Source organism: Streptosporangium album, assembly GCF_014203795.1.
Taxonomy (GTDB): Bacteria; Actinomycetota; Actinomycetes; order Streptosporangiales; family Streptosporangiaceae; genus Streptosporangium; species Streptosporangium album.
Genome location: NZ_JACHJU010000001.1, coordinates 2,621,541 through 2,643,796, shown reverse-complemented (window position 1 = coordinate 2,643,796; position 22,256 = coordinate 2,621,541). Strand labels below are relative to the sequence as shown.

19 protein-coding genes, 1 pseudogene and 1 riboswitch are annotated in these 22,256 nt (G+C 68.2%); of the genes and pseudogenes, 13 read left to right on the top strand and 7 right to left on the bottom strand.

What is annotated here, in order from left to right:
- Window position 1: 1 nt before the first annotated feature.
- Window positions 2-151, bottom strand: a riboswitch (cyclic di-AMP (ydaO/yuaA leader).
- A gap of 336 nt (window positions 152-487) precedes the next feature.
- The 6 genes and pseudogenes from FHR32_RS12485 to FHR32_RS12455 all read left to right on the top strand — a co-directional run bounded on the left by FHR32_RS12485 (window position 488) and on the right by FHR32_RS12455 (window position 9,037).
- Window positions 488-1,132 carry an amino-acid N-acetyltransferase gene (locus tag FHR32_RS12485; RefSeq protein ID WP_184754456.1) on the top strand — a complete coding sequence of 215 codons (645 nt, stop codon included), beginning with the start codon at window positions 488-490 and terminating at the stop codon, window positions 1,130-1,132.
- A gap of 120 nt (window positions 1,133-1,252) precedes the next feature.
- Window positions 1,253-2,527, top strand: a complete 1,275-nt coding sequence (locus FHR32_RS46655; RefSeq protein WP_184754455.1) for an RDD family protein — start codon at window positions 1,253-1,255, stop codon at window positions 2,525-2,527.
- Between the two features lie 1,295 nt (window positions 2,528-3,822).
- Complete coding sequence (locus tag FHR32_RS12475) at window positions 3,823-4,155, top strand: histone-like nucleoid-structuring protein Lsr2 (RefSeq protein WP_184724583.1); 333 nt, start codon at window positions 3,823-3,825, stop codon at window positions 4,153-4,155.
- A gap of 269 nt (window positions 4,156-4,424) precedes the next feature.
- Window positions 4,425-4,820 (top strand): annotated as a pseudogene (locus FHR32_RS12470) (Clp protease N-terminal domain-containing protein); the annotation flags it as partial.
- A gap of 405 nt (window positions 4,821-5,225) precedes the next feature.
- A complete protein-coding gene (locus FHR32_RS12460; protein WP_184754453.1) occupies window positions 5,226-7,730 on the top strand; it encodes an ATP-dependent Clp protease ATP-binding subunit in 2,505 nt (834 codons plus the stop codon).
- 356 nt (window positions 7,731-8,086) lie between these two features.
- A complete protein-coding gene (locus tag FHR32_RS12455) occupies window positions 8,087-9,037 on the top strand; it encodes a TIM barrel protein (protein WP_184754452.1) in 951 nt (316 codons plus the stop codon).
- Window positions 9,038-9,226: 189 nt separating this feature from the next.
- Here FHR32_RS12455 and FHR32_RS12450 read toward each other — a convergent pair whose 3' ends face one another.
- A complete protein-coding gene (locus FHR32_RS12450; RefSeq protein ID WP_184754451.1) occupies window positions 9,227-10,102 on the bottom strand; it encodes an iron-sulfur binding domain-containing protein in 876 nt (291 codons plus the stop codon).
- A 113-nt stretch (window positions 10,103-10,215) separates the two neighbouring features.
- Between FHR32_RS12450 and FHR32_RS12445 the strand changes: the two genes are divergently transcribed.
- On the top strand, window positions 10,216-10,881 hold the full coding sequence (locus FHR32_RS12445) for a hypothetical protein (protein ID WP_184754450.1): 666 nt from the start codon (window positions 10,216-10,218) through the stop codon (window positions 10,879-10,881).
- A 127-nt stretch (window positions 10,882-11,008) separates the two neighbouring features.
- On the opposite strand, the gene disA is transcribed toward FHR32_RS12445, so the two are convergent.
- From disA to FHR32_RS12415, 6 genes are all read right to left on the bottom strand, one after another.
- Window positions 11,009-12,094 (bottom strand): DNA integrity scanning diadenylate cyclase DisA, encoded by a 1,086-nt coding sequence (gene disA, locus FHR32_RS12440; protein WP_184754449.1) that lies wholly within the window; start codon window positions 12,092-12,094, stop codon window positions 11,009-11,011.
- A gap of 79 nt (window positions 12,095-12,173) precedes the next feature.
- On the bottom strand, window positions 12,174-13,574 hold the full coding sequence (radA, locus tag FHR32_RS12435; RefSeq protein WP_184754448.1) for a DNA repair protein RadA: 1,401 nt from the start codon (window positions 13,572-13,574) through the stop codon (window positions 12,174-12,176).
- A 32-nt stretch (window positions 13,575-13,606) separates the two neighbouring features.
- A complete protein-coding gene (locus FHR32_RS12430; RefSeq protein WP_184754447.1) occupies window positions 13,607-14,275 on the bottom strand; it encodes a GNAT family N-acetyltransferase in 669 nt (222 codons plus the stop codon).
- 167 nt (window positions 14,276-14,442) lie between these two features.
- Window positions 14,443-14,757 carry a thioredoxin gene (gene trxA, locus FHR32_RS12425; RefSeq protein ID WP_184754446.1) on the bottom strand — a complete coding sequence of 105 codons (315 nt, stop codon included), beginning with the start codon at window positions 14,755-14,757 and terminating at the stop codon, window positions 14,443-14,445.
- Complete coding sequence (locus FHR32_RS12420) at window positions 14,754-15,134, bottom strand: MerR family transcriptional regulator (protein WP_184754445.1); 381 nt, start codon at window positions 15,132-15,134, stop codon at window positions 14,754-14,756. The genes trxA and FHR32_RS12420 overlap by 4 nt, the downstream gene beginning before the upstream one ends.
- 94 nt (window positions 15,135-15,228) lie before the next feature.
- Window positions 15,229-15,927, bottom strand: coding sequence for a class I SAM-dependent methyltransferase (locus tag FHR32_RS12415; protein WP_246466118.1), 699 nt, complete (start codon window positions 15,925-15,927; stop codon window positions 15,229-15,231).
- A 160-nt stretch (window positions 15,928-16,087) separates the two neighbouring features.
- On the opposite strand from FHR32_RS12415, the gene FHR32_RS12410 reads away from it, so the two are divergent.
- The 6 genes from FHR32_RS12410 (at window position 16,088) to FHR32_RS12385 (ending at window position 22,222) form a co-directional block, all read left to right on the top strand.
- Window positions 16,088-16,900 carry a sugar phosphate isomerase/epimerase family protein gene (locus FHR32_RS12410; RefSeq protein WP_184754443.1) on the top strand — a complete coding sequence of 271 codons (813 nt, stop codon included), beginning with the start codon at window positions 16,088-16,090 and terminating at the stop codon, window positions 16,898-16,900.
- Window positions 16,901-16,949: 49 nt separating this feature from the next.
- On the top strand, window positions 16,950-17,576 hold the full coding sequence (locus FHR32_RS12405) for a TetR/AcrR family transcriptional regulator (protein WP_184754442.1): 627 nt from the start codon (window positions 16,950-16,952) through the stop codon (window positions 17,574-17,576).
- A 174-nt stretch (window positions 17,577-17,750) separates the two neighbouring features.
- Window positions 17,751-19,901, top strand: coding sequence for a (Fe-S)-binding protein (locus FHR32_RS12400; RefSeq protein WP_184754441.1), 2,151 nt, complete (start codon window positions 17,751-17,753; stop codon window positions 19,899-19,901).
- A 156-nt stretch (window positions 19,902-20,057) separates the two neighbouring features.
- Window positions 20,058-20,852, top strand: a complete 795-nt coding sequence (locus tag FHR32_RS12395; RefSeq protein ID WP_184754440.1) for a hypothetical protein — start codon at window positions 20,058-20,060, stop codon at window positions 20,850-20,852.
- Window positions 20,849-21,922 (top strand): glycosyltransferase, encoded by a 1,074-nt coding sequence (locus tag FHR32_RS12390; RefSeq protein ID WP_184754439.1) that lies wholly within the window; start codon window positions 20,849-20,851, stop codon window positions 21,920-21,922. The genes FHR32_RS12395 and FHR32_RS12390 overlap by 4 nt, the downstream gene beginning before the upstream one ends.
- Window positions 21,923-21,940: 18 nt before the next feature.
- Complete coding sequence (locus FHR32_RS12385) at window positions 21,941-22,222, top strand: metal-sensitive transcriptional regulator (RefSeq protein ID WP_184754438.1); 282 nt, start codon at window positions 21,941-21,943, stop codon at window positions 22,220-22,222.
- Window positions 22,223-22,256 lie beyond the last annotated feature (34 nt).

The following is a 22,256-nucleotide window of genomic DNA, read 5'->3' as shown; positions in this document are numbered from 1 at the left end:
AGGCTCCTCTCTCGGCCGCCTACCGGGTTAGCTGACGGGTTCGGGCCGGAGGCAGCCCTACCGAGGTGCCGGTGGCACCTCGGATTCACCCCAGGGACGTGGAGGGTGGGTCCCCGGTTCCCCGGTTCCGGGGATTCGGCGGGTCAGCTCTTTACCCTGCTGACATCGAGCACGGACATTAGTGCAATTGGAGGTTCATGCTCAACCAGAACTACAAACTCGGTAGAGGTTTCACAACTGGCACGTCACGGCGAGATCACACATCTTCATGATCAACATGCGCATTACGCTGGTTTTATCCGTCTTTTGAGTGCTCATGACGGAAGTCTTCGCAGGTCCAGAGCCCCGTGAAAGGCGGATTCCGACTCTTGCCGAGGCAGCCGGCCCGGCGTGGCCACTGAGCCACCGCAGGCCATCTGGTGTCTGCGAGGTGGGAGTTAAGGGTGAGCCGTAACTCGAGAGAGTTGAGGACGTACGCTGATCGGTCATGGAGCAGGTTGCGGAGCACTCCCCTACGCAGGCCGTACACGGCACCGGGAAAGCAGGTCAGGAGGCCGGGCCCGGGGGCGGAAGTGCAGACCCCGAGCGGGACCACCGGGAGGCCGAGGCCGACGAGGCCACGGTCCGGGTGCGGCGCGCCCGCACCCGGGACGTGCGTGTCATCCGGCGGCTCGTCGACACCTACGGGGGCGCCGGCCGCCGCCTCCTGGAGAAGGCCACGGTCACCCTGTACGAGGACGTCCAGGAGTTCTGGGTCGCCGAGCAGACGGGTGCCGTGGTGGGCTGCGGGGCGCTCCACGTGCTCTGGGAGGACCTCGCGGAGATCCGCACCGTCGCCGTCGACCCCGGCTGCCGGGGGCTGGGCATCGGCAACCGGATCGTCTCGGAACTCATCCGCACCGCCGGCGAGCTCGGGCTGCGCAGGGTCTTCTGCCTCACCTTCGAGGTCGGATTCTTCGCCCGGCACGGATTCCGGGAGATCCAGGGCACACCCGTCTCCCCGGAGGTCTACGCCGAGCTTCTCGCCTCCTATGACGAGGGTGTCGCGGAGTTTCTCGACCTGGAGCATGTCAAGCCGAACACCCTGGGAAACACCCGGATGCTGCTCCACCTGACCGAGGACCAGCGCTGACATTGCCGTGGCGGTTACTGATCGGAAAGATGACTGTTGATACCTATGTCGATACCTTGTGCTGCAGCAAGCATGTGCGTCTCACATATGCCACATGCGCAGTCGAAGTGAGGTGACGCGGTGAGCATCGGACAGCCGCCGTACCAGGATGATCCCGACCGCGATCGCACACCGTCGGGACAGCCGGAGTACGGGCAGCACAGTGGGGGCCGAGACCATGACGAACACGACCCCGATGTAACGATTGTGGGATACCGAGCGGAGGCGTCACAGCCGCACACCGGTCCGGGACAGGCCCAGCCGGGGTACGGGCAGCAGCAGTACGGCCAGCAGCCGGGGTACGGACAGCAGCCGGGGTACGGCCAGCAGCAGCCGTACGGCCAGCAGCCGGCTCAGGAGCAGTCCCCCTACGGCCAGCAGCCCGCCCAGCCGGGCTACGGCCAGCAGCAGCCTGGGACGGGCCCCTACGGCCAGCCGGGCTACGGCCAGCAGTCTCCCTACGGGCAGCCCGCCCAGGAGCAGTCCTATGGCCAGCAGCAGCCGTACGGCCAGCAGCCGGCTCAGGAGCAGTCCCCCTACGGCCAGCAGCCCGCCCAGCCGGGTTACGGCCAGCAGTCGGGCTACGGACAGCAGCAGCAGTACGGCCAGCAGCCGGGTACGGGTCCCTACGGCCAGCAGCCCGCCCAGCCGGGTTACGGCCAGCAGTCGGGCTACGGCCAGCAGCAGCAGTACGGCCAGCAGCCGGGTACGGGTCCCTACGGCCAGCCGGGCTACGGCCAGCAGCCCCCCCAGCCGGGTTACGGCCAGCAGCCGGGCTACGGCCAGCAGCAGGGCTACGGCCAGGGCTACGCGCCTCAGGGTGCGATGCCCCCCGGCGTCCCCGCCCCCCTCGCGGAGTGGTGGCAGCGCCTGGTGGCCCGCCTCATCGACTCACTGATCGTGGGCATCCCCGCCAACATCGTGGGCTATCTGGCCGCGCTGCCGTTCAAGCCGACGTTCAACAGCGAGACCTTCGCCATCGAGGGCAGCGTCGCCATGTACGGGCTGGTGTCCTCGCTCATCGTCGGGCTGGCGCTCATCGGCTACGAGATCTTCATGCTGATGCGCAACGGCACCACCCTCGGCAAGCAGATCATGGGCATCAGGGTCGTCCCGGTGGGAGGCCGGCTCACCGGCGGCCTGGACATCGGGGGCGCCGTCAAGCGGGCCCTCGTGCTGTTCGGCTTCTACGTCATCTACGCGTTCAGCGGCCTGCTGGGATTCATCGCCATGCTGCTGACCTCCCTGCTCGGGATTTTCGTGCTGGTGGATGTGCTGTGGCCGCTGTGGGACAAGCCCCTGCAGCAGGCTCTGCACGACAAGGCGGCCAAGACGGCCGTGGTCAAGACCAAGTAGTTCCCCGAAAATCGGGGTCGGCGGGATGAACCGCCGGCCCCGATTTCACGTATGAGTGAGAAAACGGGCTCCGTAACGACCTTCCGACGCCGCGCGCCGGAAGTGCAAAGCCATGCCATACGCACCGCCGGGAGGAAGGTTATGGCGGTCGCCTCGTGCTCTGATGCCGACAATCACGACCGGGTCGGTCATGACGTCGAGGGCGGCCCGCTAAGAGCGGCCAATGAGCTGTCACTTGCGGTCGGAAGTTCCCCGTACCACCGATGAAATGGTGGAAGCATCGGTGCCGCCGGTGCCGTGACGCTCCACCGGATTCTCTTCCTCCCCTTCTCCGCCGTCTTCCGGACCTTCCCGTTCTCGGCCGTCTTCCGGATCTTCCAGCCGCCACGCCAGGCCCTTCTGCCGCTCCGGGTCCGGAGACCGTGGTGTTGACGGGGTTGTTGACGCGCCTGAGCGCGTTTGGTGGTTATACGGGCTACGACTATGCCCTGTATGCCGGAGACGGACGTCTCCTTGGTAAGAAAGCGATGAAGCCCCGCCTTCTTGTCGACGATGGCGTTGCGCGGTGGGCCGCCGGTCCGATGAAGCGAGGGCTCTCCGACCGGGCGTTCTCATCACGGCGGGCATTCCATGGTGAAGAGTGTGACGACGGTCTCCAGCTCCGCGGCGGTCTCTCCCGGTCTCGCCTACCCCTCCCTCAGCAGGGATTTCACGGCAGAGAGGTGGGTCGCCCCGCGGCCGGGGACCTGGGCGGGCATTGGTTTTCCGGTAAAGTTGATCATCGCGTGATCACCTTGCCGGTTTTTTCCGCCCGGCTTTACGGAGTGCAACCGGTAAGACGGCTGGAGAGAAGCATTAAGGTAGTGAACGACCGGCATGGCCGCCCCAGTGACGGCCACCGCTCGTCGGTGACGCTATGGTCATGTGTGGGCGGATCCAACGCGATCCAGCGAGCCCCCGGCACGGCCCGGGATGCCGTCGTCAAAAAATCCATGGTCCCCAGAAAGCCATCCCCGGTGCGGAGCGAGGACGAATGAGCGACGTATTGTCCGCGTTGATACCTCCAGTGGTCGTCGGCGGGGCCTTCATCTACGGAGTTGTCAAGGTTCTACGCAGTGAAGCCGCCGGCCGCCGCCCGGCAAAACCGCGGGACCAGGCTGAGTCGGAGAACAGTTGATCAACGCGCGGCCTCGGTGCCCGGCGAGAATCGCCGGTCTCCCGGAATTGCCGCTCTCCGATTGCGGGTATATGTTTAGCTAGCGAATGAAACAATACTCCGCGAAAGGATTGCGTAGATGGCCAAGCAGATCCAGGAGATTCTCATCGACGACCTCGATGGGGGCGAGGCCAATGAGACTGTCGCCTTCGCGATTGACGGCACCAGCTATGAGATTGATCTGAGTGACGTAAACGCGAAGAAGCTCCGCGACTCCCTGTCGCCTTTCGTGCAGAGCGCCCGTCGTTCCGGCGCGCTGGCCCCTCGTCGTCGCCGTGCAGGTGGCACCCGGGCGCTGACGCGAGAGAAGAGCGCCGACATCCGGGCATGGGCGAAGTCGCACGGCCTCAATGTCAGCGAGCGCGGTCGAATCGCCTCCAAGATCGTCGAGCAGTACGAAGCGGCTCACTAGATCGTTGAATCATGCGGTTATGGCGGCCACGGTGGGGTCCGGTGGCGGCCATGACCGCATGACGCGTTTGAGTGGTCGATAAAGGTCGTTCGCTCGCGGCGTATCGGGGGCATCCCGCCCTCTCACAGGTAGTTGGATGGAGGGCGAACGGCTCTTGGGGAACGTCTTATACACAGAGCGGTCGCCTGGTCGGAGCCACCGTGCGGGATGTGGGCCCGGACATCCCGGACCTGCCTTACCGCTCTGTGAGGTCTATGAGGAGCGACGAGATGTATGAGAGGTTCACCGACCGTGCACGGCAGGTTGTCGTCATGGCCCAAGACGAGGCCCGGACGCTCAACCATGACCACATCGGTACGGAACACATTCTTCTCGGGCTGATCCGCGAAGGTGAAGGCGTCGCCGCCAAGGCTCTGGGAAGCCTCGGCGTCACCCTTGAGGGCATGCGCCGGCAGGTCGCGGAGACCAGCGGCCGGGGACAGTCTGTGCCGCCGAAATACATCCCGTTCACCCCGCAGGCCCAGAAGGCCCTTGAAATGTCGCTCGGCGAGTCCGTGCAGCTGGGTCACGACCACATCGGCACCGAGCACATCCTGCTCGGCCTCGTCCGTGAGGGCGAGGGTCTCGCCGCCCAGGTGCTGGTGAAGCTGGGTGCCGATCTCGACGCCGCCGTGCGGGTGGCGGCCGGGCGCTGACGCGGAAGGGCGTCGACAATCGGGCCTGGACGGAGGCGCCCGGCCTTGATGTCAGCGAGCGGGGTCGAATCGCCTCCAAGATTGTTGGTCGGTGCGGAGTGGCTCGCCGGGCCGTTGAATCATGCTGTTATGGCGGCCATGACGGGCTCCGGTGACGCTCATGACCGCATGACGCGTTTAAGCGGCCGATAAACGTCGTTCGCTTGCGGCGTATCGGGAACATCCCACCCCCCGTAAGTAGTTGGATGGAGGGTGAACGCCCTGCTCTCGGGGAACGTCTTCTGCATAGAGCGGTCGCCGGGTCGGGGCTACCATGCGGGATGACAGGGCCCGGATATCCCGGACCTGCCTGACCGCTCTGTGAGGAGCGACGAGATGTTCGAGAGGTTCACCGACCGCGCACGGCGGGTTGTCGTCCTGGCCCAAGAAGAGGCCCGGATGCTCAACCACAACTACATCGGTACGGAGCACATCCTTCTTGGTCTGATCCACGAAGGTGAAGGCGTTGCCGCCAAGGCTCTGGAGAGCCTCGGCATCAGTCTTGAAGGTGTTCGTCAGCAGGTCGAGGAGATCATCGGCCAGGGACAGTCTGCGCCGTCGGGGCACATCCCGTTCACCCCGCGCGCCAAGAAGGTCCTTGAGCTGTCGCTCCGCGAGGCCTTGCAACTGGGTCACAACTACATCGGCACCGAGCACATCCTGCTCGGCCTCATCCGTGAGGGCGAGGGCGTCGCCGCCCAGGTGCTGGTGAAGCTGGGCGCCGATCTCAACCGGGTGCGGCAGCAGGTCATCCAGCTGCTCCACGGTTACCAGGGCAAGGAGCCGGCCGCCGCGGGCGGCCCTCAGGAGGCCGCGCCGTCGACCTCGCTTGTGCTGGACCAGTTCGGCCGCAACCTGACCCAGGCCGCCCGTGAGGGCAAACTCGACCCGGTCATCGGCCGTGAGAAAGAGATCGAGCGGGTCATGCAGGTCCTCTCCCGGAGGACCAAGAACAACCCTGTCCTGGTGGGCGAGCCCGGCGTCGGCAAGACCGCCGTTGTCGAAGGCCTGGCTCAGAAGATCGTCAAGGGCGAGGTCCCGGAGACGCTCAAGGACAAGCAGCTCTACACCCTGGACCTGGGCGCCCTGGTGGCGGGCTCCCGCTACCGCGGTGACTTCGAGGAGCGCCTGAAGAAGGTCCTCAAGGAGATCCGCACCCGCGGCGACATCATCCTGTTCATCGACGAGCTCCACACGCTCGTCGGCGCGGGTGCAGCCGAGGGCGCGATCGACGCCGCCAGCATCCTCAAGCCGATGCTGGCCCGCGGCGAGCTGCAGACCATCGGTGCCACCACCCTCGACGAATACCGCAAGCACCTGGAGAAGGACGCCGCGCTTGAGCGCCGCTTCCAGCCGATTCAGGTGGCCGAGCCCAGCCTCAGCCACACGATCGAGATCCTCAAGGGCCTGCGCGACCGTTACGAGGCCCACCACCGGGTCTCCATCACCGATGGCGCCCTGGTGGCCGCCGCGCAGCTCGCCGACCGCTACATCAGCGACCGGTTCCTGCCGGACAAGGCGATCGACCTCATCGACGAGGCTGGCTCGCGCATGCGCATCCGCCGCATGACCGCGCCGCCGGACCTGCGCGAGTACGACGAGAAGATCGCCAACGTGCGGCGTGACAAGGAGTCCGCGATCGACGCGCAGGACTTCGAGAAGGCCGCCGCGCTGCGCGACCAGGAGAAGCAGCTCCAGCTCAAGCGGGAACGCCGTGAGAAGGAGTGGAAGGCCGGCGACATGGACGTCGTCGCCGAGGTCACCGAGGAGCTCATCGCCGAGGTCCTCGCCACGGCCACCGGCATCCCGGTCTTCAAGCTCACCGAGGAGGAGTCCCAGCGACTGCTCCGCATGGAGGACGAGCTGCACAAGCGGATCATCGGCCAGGACGACGCCATCAAGGGTCTGTCCCGCTCGATCCGCCGTACGCGCGCCGGTCTGAAGGACCCGCGCCGTCCGGGTGGCTCGTTCATCTTCGCCGGTCCGTCCGGTGTCGGTAAGACCGAGCTGTCCAAGGCGCTGGCCGAGTTCCTGTTCGGGGACGAGGACGCGCTGATCATGCTGGACATGTCCGAGTTCATGGAGAAGCACACCGTCTCCCGGCTCTTCGGCTCTCCTCCCGGCTACGTCGGATACGAGGAGGGTGGCCAGCTCACCGAGAAGGTGCGGCGCAAGCCGTTCTCCGTCGTCCTCTTCGACGAGATCGAGAAGGCTCACCCGGACATCTTCAACTCGCTGCTGCAGATCCTGGAGGACGGTCGCCTGACCGACGCCCAGGGCCGGGTGGTGGACTTCAAGAACACCGTCATCATCATGACGACCAACCTCGGCACCAAGGACATCTCCAAGGGGCAGGGAGTCGGGTTCGCGAAGTCCAACGACACCGAGTCGAACTACGACCGGATGAAGTCCAAGGTCCAGGAGGAGCTCAAGCAGCACTTCCGGCCCGAGTTCCTCAACCGTGTCGACGACATCGTGGTCTTCCACCAGCTCACGCCGAAGGAGATCATCAAGATCGTGGACCTGATGCTCGCGATGGTCGGCGAGCGTCTGAAGGACCGCGACATGGGTATGGAAGTCACGCAGGAGGCCAAGCAGCTGCTGGCCGACCGTGGCTACGACCCGGTGATGGGCGCCCGCCCGCTCCGCCGCACGATCCAGCGTGAGCTGGAGGACTCGCTGTCGGAGAAGATTCTGTACGGCGAGCTCCGTCCCGGTCAGATCGTCAAGATCAGCATCGAGGGCGAGGGAGACGACGCGAAGTTCGTCTTCGTCGGCGAGGCCGGCCCCGACCAGGTTCCGGACTCGGCGGCCTCCATCGCGGAGCCGATCCAGAACTGATTTCACGAGTATAGACAGACCCCGTCGTGATGATATTCACGGCGGGGTCTGCTCATTCGTTACCCAAACCGGTACACCGCCACCATGGGTAGTACTACACTCTGTAGAGTGAATCCGGCTTAGTCTCACCCAAATGATCTACAGGTCGTATGTATTGGGGTGAGGTTGGCCCCGAGGTCAGCCCAGCGATGTACCGAAGAATCAACTCCGGGAGTGACGCGGAGATCGGTGTTCGTGCGGGATGCTCCCCGGGCCGGGCCGAGTTCCCGGCAGGAGAGGGCCTTTGACCCTGACGCCACAACCGTCGGCGCGGGGCACGCGGCCTCACTTACACGGAGCACTCTGGGAGGCATCCGATGCGTTTGCGACACGAGGGCGGGACACTCGTTCACCTGTCCTACAACGCGGGCGTGCATCCCGCCGAGGACCTGGAGAACCTGATAGCGCACCTGACCCGGTACGCCGTACCGGTGCGCAAGCGCCTCGGCGTGGAGCGGATGGGAGTGGGCCTGTGGCTCTCCCCGAGCGTCGCCGACCATCTCACCGCCGACCGGATCGAGCTGGTGCGCCTGCGCCGTTCCCTGGAGGAGCGCGGTCTGGAGGTCGTCAGCCTCAACGGCGCCGGAGGGCGCAACCAGGATGCCCCCGGACCTGACTGGGCCAAGCCCGAGCGCTACCGCTACACGATGGCACTGGCCAAGATCCTGGCCTTCCTGCTGCCGGAGGACGTCCGCTTCGGGAGCATCTCCACCATTCCCATCGGCTGGCGCCGCGACTGGCCGGCCGACCTGCACACGATCGCCTCACGCCGCCTGGAGCGCCTCTCCCGCGAGCTGCGTGGTCTCTACAGCGTCACCGGCAAGACGATCAGGGTGGGTTTCGAGCCGTGGCCCGGCTGCGTGCTGGAGACCACCGAGCAGGCACTGGAGCGGGTGTGTGACATCGACTCCGACCACCTCGGGGTCTGCCTGGACGCCTGTCACCTCGCCGGTGGCGAGGAGGAGCCCGGCGCCGCCCTGCGCGGCCTCGCGGCCGCCGGTGCCCCCGTGGTGAAGCTCGGTCATGTCCACAACCACGTGAGCGAGGAGCGTCAGGAACTGCCGAGCACCCGCTCGGTCCTGGCGGACACCCTCAGCGCCATGATCTCCGGCGCGGTGAACGGCACCGCCCACATCGAGGTCGAGGCCCACGATCTGGCCGCGCCGCTGCGGGCCAAGGGACCCGGCGCGCTGGTCAACATGCTCGCCGACGAGCTTGACTGGGCCCGCACCAATCTCACCGCGCTCGGCCTGCGCCTGGCTGCCTGAGCCGCGGGGCCGTGCCGTTCCGGCGGTGACGCCTACCTCGGCAGGCGATGGCGACGGTGCCCGCCCCGGTGGGTCACAGCCGTGACGTCCACCCCGACGGGCCATGGTGATGGTGCCCACCCCACCCTGGCCGGCCGCCCCGGTGACTGCCTGATCCCGTCTCTTGCGCGTGTCCCCCCTGCGGACCGGTCATCCGGGGAGGCGGTAGGTGCCGTCGTCGAGGACCTCGGCCAGGCCGTCGGCCACGAGGCCGTCGAGGGCGCGCTCCCGCTGCTGGGCGCTGTCCCAGACCACGTCTAGGGCGTCCTTGGGGACCGGGCCGTGGGCCTGGCGCAGGACGGCGAGGAGGCGGCCACGGCACTGGCGATCGGTGCCCGTGTAGGTCTGGCCCTTGCGAGCGGGGCCGTCGTAGGGCGGTTTGCCGGCCAGGCGCCAGGCGCACAGGCCGCTGATCGGGCAGTCGGCGCATCGGGGGGCGCGGGCCGTACAGACCAGTGCTCCCAGCTCCATGACGGCGACGGCCCAGACGGGGGCGTCGCCCGCGTCGGGCAGCAGCGAATCGGCGAGCCTGCGCTCGGCGGACGTGGTGGCCTTCGGGGGATACTCCTCGCCGCGTACGGCCCGTGCCAGGACCCGGCGGACGTTGGTGTCGAGGACGGCGTGGCGGCCCTTGAAGGCGAAGCTCGCCACCGCGGCCGCGGTGTATTCGCCGATGCCGGGAAGCGTCAGCAGGATGGCGTGGTCGGTGGGGACCTCGCCGTCGTGGCGGTCGGTGATCGCCCGGGCGCAGGCGTGCAGGTTGAGGGCTCGGCGCGGGTAGCCGAGGCGACCCCAGTGGCGTACGGCCTCACCGGGGGGCTCCTCGGCGAGCGCGGCGGGCGTCGGCCAGCGCTCCATCCACTCCGTCCAGATGGGCAGCACCCGGACCACCGGTGTCTGCTGCAACATGATCTCGCTGACCAGGATCGACCAGGGGGTGGCGTCAGGAGTGCGCCAGGGGAGATCGCGGGCGCTCTCGGCATACCAGTCGAGAACGGGTCGCAGGAGGAGGTTCGGCTCGGGCACCTTTCGACGATAGTGCCGAGCGGGCTCTACTTCCCCCACCTTCCCCCGCCGAAACGGCACCGGTAGCGGCGGGTCGCTCCTCGAGACTCGTGAGAAATCTTCATACTGTGCGTATGGATCCGCACACTTTCCGTAGTGATATAGGGGTGGACGTCTACTGGCGGCGTCGGATGGCCGCGCTCGTCGGTGTGCTCGTCGTGGTCGCCGTCGTTGCCTGGGCCTGCTCGTCGGGCGGGTCGGAGGACACGTCGAAGGTGCAGGCACAGCTCGGCGGATCGCCCACGCCGGATCCGATAGTGACCGTTCTGCCCACGGTGACGGTTACCCCCTCGCCGAGCCCGTCGTCGCCCCGCCGGGCGGCCAAGGCGGCTGCCAGAGCCAAGCAGCCCGGTGACGCCTGCGACGCGCCCGACCTGGTGCTGAACATGCAGGGGCAGGAAGACGTCTACGCGCCGGGCAGTCATCCCCGCTTCCTCCTCACGCTGGTGAACATCGGCAAGGTGATGTGCACGGCCGAGGTCGGACCACGGGCGATGGAGGTCCGCATCACCTCCGGCGACGACCGCGTCTGGTCCTCGGCCGACTGTGTCAGCGGCGACACCGACGACATCCGCAGGCTCGACCGCGGCATCCCGTACGTCCAGGAGGTCGAGTGGGACCGTCGCCGGTCCGGTGGCGACTGCACGGCCAAGCACGAGGGCGCCCAGGCCGGCACCTATGTGGCCGTGCTCCGCAGTCCCGGGCTGAAGAGCCGCAGGGCCGTCTTCCATCTCCGCTGAGCCCGCATCCGCGGCCCGGCACGGAACCGGCCCTCACGGAACCGGCCCTCACGGAACCGGCCCGGCACGGAATCGGCCTCCCGGAGGCTCGATCGGAACGGCCTCGCAGAGCCCGCCGCGGGCCGAGCTAGACGTAACGCTCCAGGATGGAGGACTCGGCCAGCCGGGAGAGACCCTCGCGGATGTGACGGGCCCTGGCCTCGCCGACCCCGCCCACTTCCTGGAGGTCGCCGATGCTGGCGGCCAGAAGCTTCTGCAGGCTGCCGAACTGGTCGACCAGGCGGTCGACCACCGTGCCCGGGAGACGCGGGACCTTGGCCAGCAGGCGGTAGCCCCGGGGGCTCACCGGGCTGTCCAGAGCGTCGTTGCCCGAGTGGCCGAGGACCTGCGCGACGGCCGAGAGGTCGAGCAGGTCGCTGGAGGAGAGCTGGTCGAGATCGTGCAGCGCCTCGGCGAACTTGCGCGGCCGGCGGCCCGTCACGGGCAGGTAGTCACGCACGATCAGCTCGCGGTCGGTCTCGGTCCCGGCCACCAGCTCGTCGAACTGCAGGGACAGCAGACGGCCGTCGGTGCCGAGCTCGACCACGTAACCGGTGATCTCCTCGGAGATGCGCCGGACCATCTCCAGCCGTTGGGCGACCACCGCGATGTCGCGGACCGTCACCAGATCCTCGATCTCCAGCGCCGACAACGTGCCGGACACCTCGTCGAGACGGAGCTTGTAGCGCTCAAGGGTGGCCAGGGCCTGGTTGGCCCGGGACAGGATGGCCGCCGACTCCTCCAGCACGTAGCGGAAGCCGTCCAGGTAGAGGGCGATGATCCGCATGGACTTGCTGAGCGAGATGACGGGGAGGGACGTCTGCAGGGCAACCCGCTGGGCGGTGCGGTGCCGGGTGCCGGACTCGTCGGTGGCGATCGACGGATCGGGCATCAGGTGCACGGCCGCGCGGACGATCCGCAGATTGCTCGCGTTCAGCACGATGGCGCCGTCCATCTTGGCGAGCTCGCGCAGTCGCGTGGCGGAGAATTCGACGTCCAGCTCGAAGCCGCCGCTGCAGATCTCCTCGACCGTGTCGTCGTAGCCGAGGACGATCAGCCCGCCTGTCTGACCGCGAAGAATGCGTTCCAGGCCGTCGCGTAGCGCTGTCCCCGGAGCCACCGCTGCCAGGATGGCTCTGCGGCGCTCGTCGAGCCCTCTGTTGGTTGCTGGCACATGACCCCCGTGGTCTGCGTATCACCATCAGCTTACCGGCGAAGGTCCTTCCTGGTCCGGAATCGGCAGACGATCAACTCTAGGTGACGTGGGTGAGCGCGTCCCAGACGTTCTCCGCCTCGACGATGTCGAAACCCGGTATGAGGGTGGTGTTCCGGCCGCCGACCGGGACCAGGGAGCGTTCGCCGCCCCGCCTGTTGCCCGTGTCGAGGGAGCCGGCCGGGACCAGGGCGCGGGTGAAGCCCAACCGTGCGGCCTCCGACAGGCGGCGCCGCACGTCGCGCACCGGGCGCAGCTCGCCGGCCAGACCCACCTCGCCCAGCACGACCAGCCCGGATGGCAGCGCCTTGTCCCCTGCCGCGCTGGCCACCGCGAGCATCACCGACAGGTCCACCGCCGGATCGCTGAGCTTGATGCCTCCCACGGTGGCGGTGAACACGTCGCAGCCTCCGAGCTTGGCGTTGAGCCGTCGCTCCAGCACCGCCAGCACCATCGTCACCCGATAGGTGTCGAGCCCGGAGGAGGAGCGGCGCGGCTGCTGGGCCTCGGTCCGCGCGACCAGGGCCTGCACCTCGGCGGGCAGTGGCCGGGTGCCCTCCAGGGTGACCGTGACGCATGTGCCGGGCACGGGCTCGGCACGGTGGGAGACGAACAGCCCGCTGGCGTCGGCGATGCCCTCGATGCCACCCTCGTGCAGGTCGAAGCAGCCGACCTCGTCGACGGGGCCGTACCGGTTCTTGATCGCGCGGACCATCCGGAGCCGGGAGTGCCGGTCGCCCTCGAAGTGGAGCACGACGTCGACCAGGTGCTCAAGCGTCCGGGGACCGGCGATCGAGCCCTCCTTGGTGACGTGGCCGACCAGCACCGTGGACATACCGCGCTCCTTGGCGAGCCGGACCAGGTTGCCGGCGACCTCCCTGACCTGGGTGACCCCGCCGGGCACCCCGGTTGTCTGGGCCGAGCCGATCGTCTGCACCGAGTCGACGATCAGCAGGCCCGGCTGGACCTTCTCCACATGGGCCACCAGCGCGCTCAGGTCGGTCTCGGCCGCGAGGTAGAGCTGGTCCTGGATCGCGCCGATCCGGTCGGCCCTGACCCGCACCTGGGCGGCCGACTCCTCGCCTGTGACGTAGAGCACGGTCTGCTGCCGTGCGATCTTGGCCGCCGCCTCCAGCAGGAGCGTGGACTTGCCGATGCCGGGCTCCCCGGCCAGCAACACGACGGCCCCGGGCACGAGACCGCCGCCGAGCACCCGGTCGAGCTCGGGCACCCCGGTGCTGCGCGCATGCGCCACCTCGGCCTTGACCTGGCCGATCGGGACGGCCGGCGCCGACACGGCGCCGGCGGAGGCCACGGTGACGCCCCCGCGGGCGGTCTCCTCCTCCACCGTGCCCCAGGCCTGGCACTCGCCGCAGCGACCCACCCATTTGGCGGTCTGCCAACCACACTCACCACAGCGATAGCCGACCTTCTTAGCCATGGCCGCACGCTACAGGTCCCCGCCGACAACTTTCACCCACTACGGCGTGCGCCGTATCGGGGGGAAGCGCCGGGGAGGCGTCGCGCCGCCCGGACATCGCCGTTCGGTCCCTCTGCGGACGGGGCCGGCGGTGCGACGGCCGTACCTCGGCGACGCGCCTCCCAGTCGGCCCTGGTCAGCGCGTACTCGACCTCTCCGTGCTCGGATCCCGCGATGGCGTCCGGCCAGTCCTGGTGGAAGGCGCGCACCAGAGTCAGGCCGGACTTCTCCATCACGCGCCGGGATCCGAGGTTGACCGCCATCGTCTCGGCGACCACGCGCTCCACGCCCAGCTCGGTGAAGCCCTTGTCGATCAGCGCGCGTGAGCCCTCGGTGGCGTAACCCCGGCCCCAGGCGGATCTGTTCAGCCGGTAGCCGAGCTCGATCTCGCCGTCCTCTCTGCGGGGCCGGAGGTGGAACCAGCCCAGAAACCGCCCGGTGGACCTCTCCACGGCCGCCCAGAAGCCGAAACCCCCGGGCCGCTCGTAGTAGCCGAGGAACGACGGGAGCACCGTGTTCCGGATCTCGTCGCGGGGGGTGGGCCTGCCGCCGGTGAGGAAGCGCATGACCTCGGGGTCGCCGTTGAGCTCGACCAGGTTGTCCTCGTCGGTCTCGGTGAAGCGGCGCAGCGTCAGGCGGTCGGTCTCCAGGAGGATGTGCATGCGGCGACCTTAAAGCGCCCCCCAGAGGCGGGGCCAAGGGATTTCCGGTCCGGGGTTCACCGCCCGGCCGTCGCGCGCCACGGCCGCGGAGGGGCGGCGTCCGCGGCGCCGGCGGCCTGCTTCCCCGTGCGGGCGTCCGGGCACCTCGGACGTGCCCTGTCAGGCGGTCAGATGTGGGCTTCGAGGTCGGCGAGGAGCAGGCGCTTGGGCTTGGCGCCGACGATCTGCCGGACCACCTCGCCGCCCTTGTAGAGGTTGAGGGTCGGCAGGCCCATGACGCCGTAACGGGCCGCGATCTCCTGGTGCTCGTCGTAGTTGAGCTTGGCGATCGTGACGCGGTCGCCGTACTCGGCCTCGATCTGCTCCAGGACCGGCGCGATCATCCGGCACGGCGGGCACCATTCGGCCCAGAAGTCGACCAGGACGGGCTTGTCGTTCTGGAGCACCTGCTCGGCGAAGTTGTCGGCGGTCAGAGTGATCATGATTTTTCCTGCTTTCTGAATACGCATCCGGGGCAGGCCGCGGTCAACTGCTCTGTCACCTCGGCCCGCCGGGCGAGCAGCGTGCGGATCTCGTCGTCGATCTCGGTCAGCTTGCGCTGGTAGACCTCCACCGACTCCGGGCAGGACCCTCCCGAGGCGTGGCCGGCCCGCAGGCACGCCACGAACGGCCTGGCGTCCTCCAGCGTGAACCCGACGCCGAGCAGCGACCTGATCTCGGTGACGAGCCTGAGGTCCGCCTCGCCGTACTCCCGGTAGCCGTTGGCCGTCCGCCGCGCCGTGATCAGCCCCTGCTGCTCGTAGTAGCGCAGCGCGCGGGTGCTGACTCCGGCGAGTCTCGCGAGCTCCCCGATCCGCATCCGTTCCTCCCTGGGGGTTCACGCTAAGCGTTGACGTCAATGTCAAGGTCAAGCGGTTTCGCGGGGCATTTCATCCCGGGTGTCCGGTGGGTCGTCAGAAACGCTTCCAGCGCAGGACGTTGGGGTAGGCGAGCTCCAAGCCGGGGGTCTCGGCGATGGCCTGATCGGCGATCGCGGGGGTGAACTCGATGCGGAGCACCGCCTCCAGGTCGGCGCGGCGCTCGAAGGACATGCGCAGGTCGAGGCGCTGGGTCTGCCAGTTCTGGCTGCTCCAGAACCTCTCGGCGGACCTGGCCGAGTAGGCGGGGACGGACTGGGCGAACCAGCGGCCGAAGGCGCCGCGGGTGGCGTCGAGGTCGATCACGAAGGCCGCGCCGCCCCGCCGCATCACCCGGGAGAGCTCGGCCAGGCCCGGCTCGCAGCCGGGGCCGAAGAAGTAGGCCCAGCGGGCGATGGCCACGTCCACCGAGGCGTCGGGCACCGGGAGGGCCTGGGCGGTAGCCGGGTGGATCTCGACGTTGGGCAGCCGGTCGCAGCGGCGCCGGGCCAGCCTGACGAGGTCCTCGTGCGGCTCGACGCCGATCACGCGAGCGGCGGTGGCCGACAGGGCGGGCAGGTGGTAGCCGCTGCCACAGCCGATGTCGAGGACCGTCGCGCCGGTCCACGACCGGATGGAGGACATCGCGGCCTCGGCCCTGCCCTCGGGATCCACCGCCCGGTTCTCCAGCTCGTAGATGTGGGGCGTGTTCCAGATGTTCGGGCTGGGGATGGCGCCCTTGGTGAACCGCGGCATGCCTTCACCGTAGCCGTGTGATCTCCGACGCATCAGCGCGGCCGGGCTCACTCATCCGCGCTCGCGCTTAGGCTGGCAGGGTGAGTGAACTCGGCCGCGCAGCCCCGCGAATGCGGTGGAGTTCGCTCACGCGAACTCCGGCCGGAGGCGAGGAACCCGTATGAGCGTTGTCCGAGGATCCAGGGCGAAGATCGCGCTGTCCACAGCCTCCGTCTACCCGGAGCGCACCCCTGACGCCTTCGAGCTGGCGGCGCGTCTGGGGTACGACGGTGTCGAGATCATGGTGGGCGCCGACCCCGTGAGCCAGGACATCGACGTCCTGGAGCGGCTGTCGGACCACTACGGGCTGCCGATTCTGGCCATCCACGCGCCGTGTCTGCTGGTGACCCAGCGGGTGTGGGGCAAGGATCCGTGGGCCAAGCTCCAGCGGGCGCAGTGGGCCGCGGAGAGGGTCGGCGCCAGCACGGTCGTGGTGCATCCGCCGTTCCGCTGGCAGCGCGACTACGCACGCGACTTCGAGACCGGTCTGGCCAGGATGCGGGAGGAGACCGATGTGGTCTTCGCGGTGGAGAACATGTTCCCGCTGAAGGCCCGGGGCAACGAGGTCGTGCCCTACGCGCCGGACTGGAACCCGGTCGACTACGCCTTCCCGCAGGTGACGCTGGACCTGTCGCACACGGCCGTGTCCGGGGTCGACGCGATGGAGATGTTCACCAAGCTCGGCGACCGGCTCGCCCACCTGCACCTGGCCGACGGCATCGGGGTGGCGAACAAGGACGAGCACCTGGTCCCCGGCCGGGGCGGCCAGCCGTGCGCGCCGATCCTGGAGCGTCTGGCGGGCAGCGGCTACGACGGCCTGGTCGTGTTGGAGATCAACACGCGCAAGGCGGCGAGCCGTACGGAACGGATCGCCGATCTCACCGAGGCGCTGGCGTTCGCGCGCCTGCACCTGGCCACGTCCTCCAGCGTGTGAGCGGGCGACCCGTGAGGCACGACCCCTGCGTGATGCGGGAGGACGACAGATGAGCGGGCGGCCCGAGAGCGAGCCGACCGGCAGGAGACGTCCCGGGCGCAGGCCCGGTTCGGCCGACACGCGCGGGCAGATCCTCGCGGCCGCGCGGGAGACCTTCTCGGAGAAGGGGTTCGACAAGGCGACGGTCCGGGGCATCGCCCGGCAGGCGGGAGTGGACCCGGCACTGGTCCACCACTACTTCGCGAGCAAGGAGGGGATGTTCGTCGCGGCCATGGAGCTGCCGGTCAACCCCGACGACGTCATCCCGATGATCACATCCGGGCCACGGGAGGAGGCCGGTGAGCGGTTGACCCGGTTCGTCCTGACGATGACCTCGGCCGAGGAGGCTCGCCAGCCCGTGCTGGCGCTGGCCCGCACCGCGATGACCAATGACCGGATGGCCGCGATGATCCGTGAGTTCGTCACGCACGCGGTCCTGAGCCGGGTGGCGGAGACGCTCGAGATCCCCCTGATCCGGATGGAGGCGGCCTTCGCACAGCTTTTCGGGGTGGTGCTGATGAGATACGTCGTCAAGCTGGAGCCGCTGGCCTCGGTGAGCATCGAGGAGCTGGTGGAGCTGCTCACGCCCACGATCCAGCGCTATCTCGATGGTTCCCGGCAGTTTCCGCTGATGTGACGACATATGCAGAGCATTGTTCTGTATGTCGAATTGACCATAAGGTGACCACGGTCACCGGGGCCTACGGCTCGGCAACAAGTTACCGATCGGTAGGATTTGTGGCAACCCGCCGTCACTACTGGATGACCGGCGGTCGTACGCTGGCAGCCAACGCCGTATGTGGGAGGACCCGTGCTCTGGGTAGCGATCATCGGGCTGGTCATGACAGCCGTCGCGGTCGCGCTTGCCGCGCGCCGTGTGCTGTTCCTCTACAAGCTCGCCACCGTCGGGCCGCCCGCGCCCGAGCGGATCGAATACGCCAAGAACAACGTGGGCGAGGAGATCAAGGCCCAGCTCGTCGAGGTCTTCGGCCAGAAGAAGCTGCTCAAGTGGACGGCCTCGGGCACCGCGCACGCCTTCGTCATGTGGGCGTTCTTCATCCTGGCGACCGTCTACCTGGAGGCCTACGGCGCCCTGATCCAGGGCGCGGTCACCGGCACCCCCGACTTCCATATCCCGCTCATCGGGACCTGGGCCGTTCTGGGCTTCCTGCAGGACTTCATCGCGGTCGCGGCCCTGATCGGCCTGATCGCCTTCACGGTCATCAGGATCAAGAACTCGCCCAAGAAGCTCGGCCGTAGGTCCCGCTTCTCCGGCTCGCATCTCGGTGGCGCCTGGCTCGTCCTCTTCATGATCTTCAACGTGATCTGGACGATGTTCCTCTTCCGCGGCGCGGCCTTCAACACCGGCAACCTTCCCTACACGTCGGGAGCGTTCGCCTCCGAGGCCGCCGCGGCCCTGCTGCGGCCGCTGGGCGCCTCGGCCAACGAGGTGATCGAGCACGTCGGGCTGCTCCTGCACATCGGCGTCATGCTGGTGTTCCTCGTGATCGTGGTGAACTCCAAGCACCTGCACATCTTCACCGCTCCGCTGAACGTGGCGTTCTCCCGCCGCCCGGACGGCAACGGGCCGGCGCAGCCGATGCGGATCGACGGCAAGATCGTCGACTTCGAGGACGAGGACCTCGACGGCGACAGGCTCGGCCGAGGCAAGATCGAGGACACCACCTGGAAGGGCTTCCTCGACTTCTACACCTGCACCGAGTGCGGCCGCTGCCAGGACCAGTGCCCGGCCTGGAACACCGACAAGCCGCTGTCGCCGAAGATGCTGATCCTGGAGCAGCGCGACCACGCCTTCAAGGTGGCGCCGTACCTGACGGCCACCCAGGAACAGCGGGCCGGTCTGCACGAGGACGTGCTCGCCCTGCTGGACAAGCCCATGGTGGGCGAGGACGGCGTCATCCACCCGGACGTGCTGTGGTCCTGCACCAACTGCGGCGCCTGCGTCGAGCAGTGCCCGGTGGACATCGAGCACATCGACCACATCCTCGACATGCGCCGCTACCAGGTGATGGTGGAGTCGAACTTCCCGTCCGAGGCCGGCGTCATGGTCAAGAACCTGGAGAACAAGGGCAACCCGTGGGGGATGTCCGAGATGAAGCGGGCCGACTGGATCGAGGAGCTCGCGAGCCGCGACGTCGACCCCATCGAGGTCCGGCTCATCGACGAGAAGATGCCCGAGGACACCGAATACCTCTTCTGGGTCGGCTGCGCCGGGGCCCTGGAGGACAGGGCCAAGAAGACCACCAAGGCGGTCGCGGAGCTGCTGCACGTCGCGGGTGTGAAGTTCGCGGTGCTCGGCCCGATGGAGGCCTGCACCGGTGACCCGGCCCGCCGGCTGGGCATGGAGTTCCTCTTCGACATGCTGGCCAAGCAGAACGTCGAGACGCTGAACGAGGCCGAGGTCAAGAAGATCGTCGCTACCTGCCCGCACTGCTTCAACACCCTCGCCAACGAGTATCCGCAGCTCGGCGGGACCTACGAGGTCGTCCACCATACCCAGCTCCTGGCCAAGCTGGTGGACGAGGGCAAGCTGGTTCCGGTCACGCCGATCGAGGAGAAGATCACCTATCACGACCCGTGCTTCCTCGGCCGCCACAACAAGGTCTACTCCCAGCCCCGCGACATCATGGCCAAGGTCCCGGGCGTGCAGACCCAGGAGATGCACCGCCACAAGGAGCGCGGCTTCTGCTGCGGCGCCGGCGGCGCGCGGATGTGGATGGAGGAGCGGCTCGGCAAGCGCATCAACACCGAACGGGTGGACGAGGCGCTGACGACCGACCCGGACACCATCTCCACCGCCTGTCCGTTCTGTCTTGTCATGCTGGGCGACTCGATCAACGAGAAGAAGAACGCCGGTGAGGCCAAGGAGACGCTGGAGGTCGTGGACGTCTCCCAGCTTCTGATCAAGTCCATCAAGGGGCAGCCCGTCGAGGCTTCCTGATCCCGGTTCAGGTGCGGCCCGCTTTGCGGGCCGCACCTGACTATCGGTAAAGATGTTAAGAAAACGACACTAGGTCCAAAAGTCTTTCTGTCGATTACGGAAAAATCACGGTAACCTCAACGTCGCGTAGCTCATTCGACGGGGAGGGAGCTGGCGATGCATGTCGTCGTCACGGATGCCGAGGTCACTCTGACCGACGTTCTCTCACTCCGTCTGTCCCTCGACGGTCCGCTGGCGAACGGGGCCGGGCTCGTTCTGCGACACCGCGCCACCGCGGTGGAGCGCGCGGTGGTGCTGGGCACCCCGGGTGCCGAGGCCCGGGACGCGACACTCGCGGTCTCGCTCGGGCCGCTCCCCCTCACCCCCGGCCGCTGGGACGTCTACCTGGAGCAGGAGGGGACCCGCACCCGGCTGCCGAGCGTCGATCCGGGTTTCTCCCTGGACCGCCTCGACACCTACGCCCTGAGCCGCCGCACGCTGGCCCACCGGGCCTACCGGACGCGCACCGGTTTCCTGGCGCTGAGGGTCGACGACGCCGAACCGGTCGCCGAGGTCCGCGCGGTCTGGTTCCGGGAGGGCCGCTTCGAGGTCACCGGCCTGCTGGCCTTCACCGGCTTCGACGACGACGAGTCCCGGCACGGGGCACGGCTCGCGCTGCGCCGTAACCATCCCGACGCCGAGCTGACCGTGGGCGCGACGGTCCAGGGGGTGCGTTTCCACGCCGCGCTCTCCCTGTGCGACGTGCTCGCCGCCGCGCCCGAGCAGACGGGCACCTGGGAGCCCTCGCTGGAGGTGGACGGTCTGGCCGCGCCGCTCCGCCTGGGTTCCCGGCTGGACGACGTGGACGGCAAGCACCGCCGCCTGCACTACCCGGCCGAGGAGATTGACGGAGTGCCGATCCGGCCCCTCTACACCGCCGACGACGAGCTCAGGATCGAGGTCGGAGGGTGAGGATCTGCCTGCTCGTCCCCTCCCTCTCCGGCATGCGGGGTGATGTCCGATCGGCCGTCAACCTCGCGGGAGAGCTCGCCGGACGCCATGACGTCGAGATACTCAGCCTCCGCCGGCACGAGGAGAGACCGTTCTTCCCCGTGGAGCCCGGGGTGACGCTGTCCTGGGTGGTCGACACCGAGCCGGGGGCGCGGCATCTGCTGCCGCAGGGGCAGATGCGGACCGAGGTCGCCCTCTGGCGGCGGCTGCGCGCGCTCAAGGCCGACGTGGTCATCGGCTTCAGGCCGGGACTGAGCGTCCAGGTGGCCAGGCACGCGCCCCGCGACACCGTGCGGATCGCCCGGGAGTGGGGCCGCCCGCCGGTGCCCGGACCGATCAGGAGGTTCTATCCGCGCCTGGACGCGGTCGTCACCGCCACCGAGACGAGCCGCCGGGAGTGGGACCGGCTGCTGGACGGCGTCGAGATCAAGCTGATCCCGGACGCGCTCCCCGCCGGTCCCTGGCCGCGTTCGCGGATGGACAACCGCATCGTCGCCGCCGGCGGGAGCTGGGTGCCGGTGAAGGCCTATGACCGGTTGATCCGCGCGTTCGCCACCGTCGCCGACAAGCGCCCCGACTGGCGGCTGCGCCTCTACGGCGGAGGCCCGGAGGACAGGCGGCTCCGTGCCCTGGTCCAGGACCTGAACCTGCACAATCACGTCTACTTCATGGGATTGACCTCCGACCTGACCGGCGAATTCGCCAAGGCGTCGGTCGTCGCGGTGACCTCGCGGGCCGAGACGCTCGGGATGAGCGTGATCGAGGCGATGGCCAGCGGGGTGCCGGTGATCGGGTTCGACAGCCCGAGAGGACCGGGAGAGTTCGTGACCGACGGCCGCAGCGGGGTCCTGGTCGCCGAGGGGGAGGGCGAGATCGAGGCGTACGCCTCCGCGCTGCTCGCGCTCATCGACGACGAGCGCCGGCGCCGGGAGCTCGCGGTCGGCGCGCTGGAGGCCGCAGCCGCCCACGCGGCGCCTTCGGTGGCCGAGCAGTGGGAGAAACTCATCGTGGCCACTTCCCGCTCCGCCTGACGCGGGTACCGTTGTGACATGCATGGGTACAGCGCAGACAAGCAGGCCTATCTGACCCGGCTACGGCGGATCGAGGGGCAGATAAGAGGCCTGCAGCGGATGGTCGAAGAGGATGCCTACTGCATCGACGTGCTGACACAGGTGTCAGCCGCCACGCGCGCTCTTCAGGCGGTGGCGCTCGGCCTCCTGGAGGACCACATCGGGCACTGCGTCGCCGACGCCATCAGCACCGGCGGCCCCGAGGCGGAGGAGAAGGTCAAGGAGGCCTCGGCGGCCATCGCCCGTCTCGTCCGTTCGTGACTAGTCATCGGACCATCTTTCCGAACCACGTCCC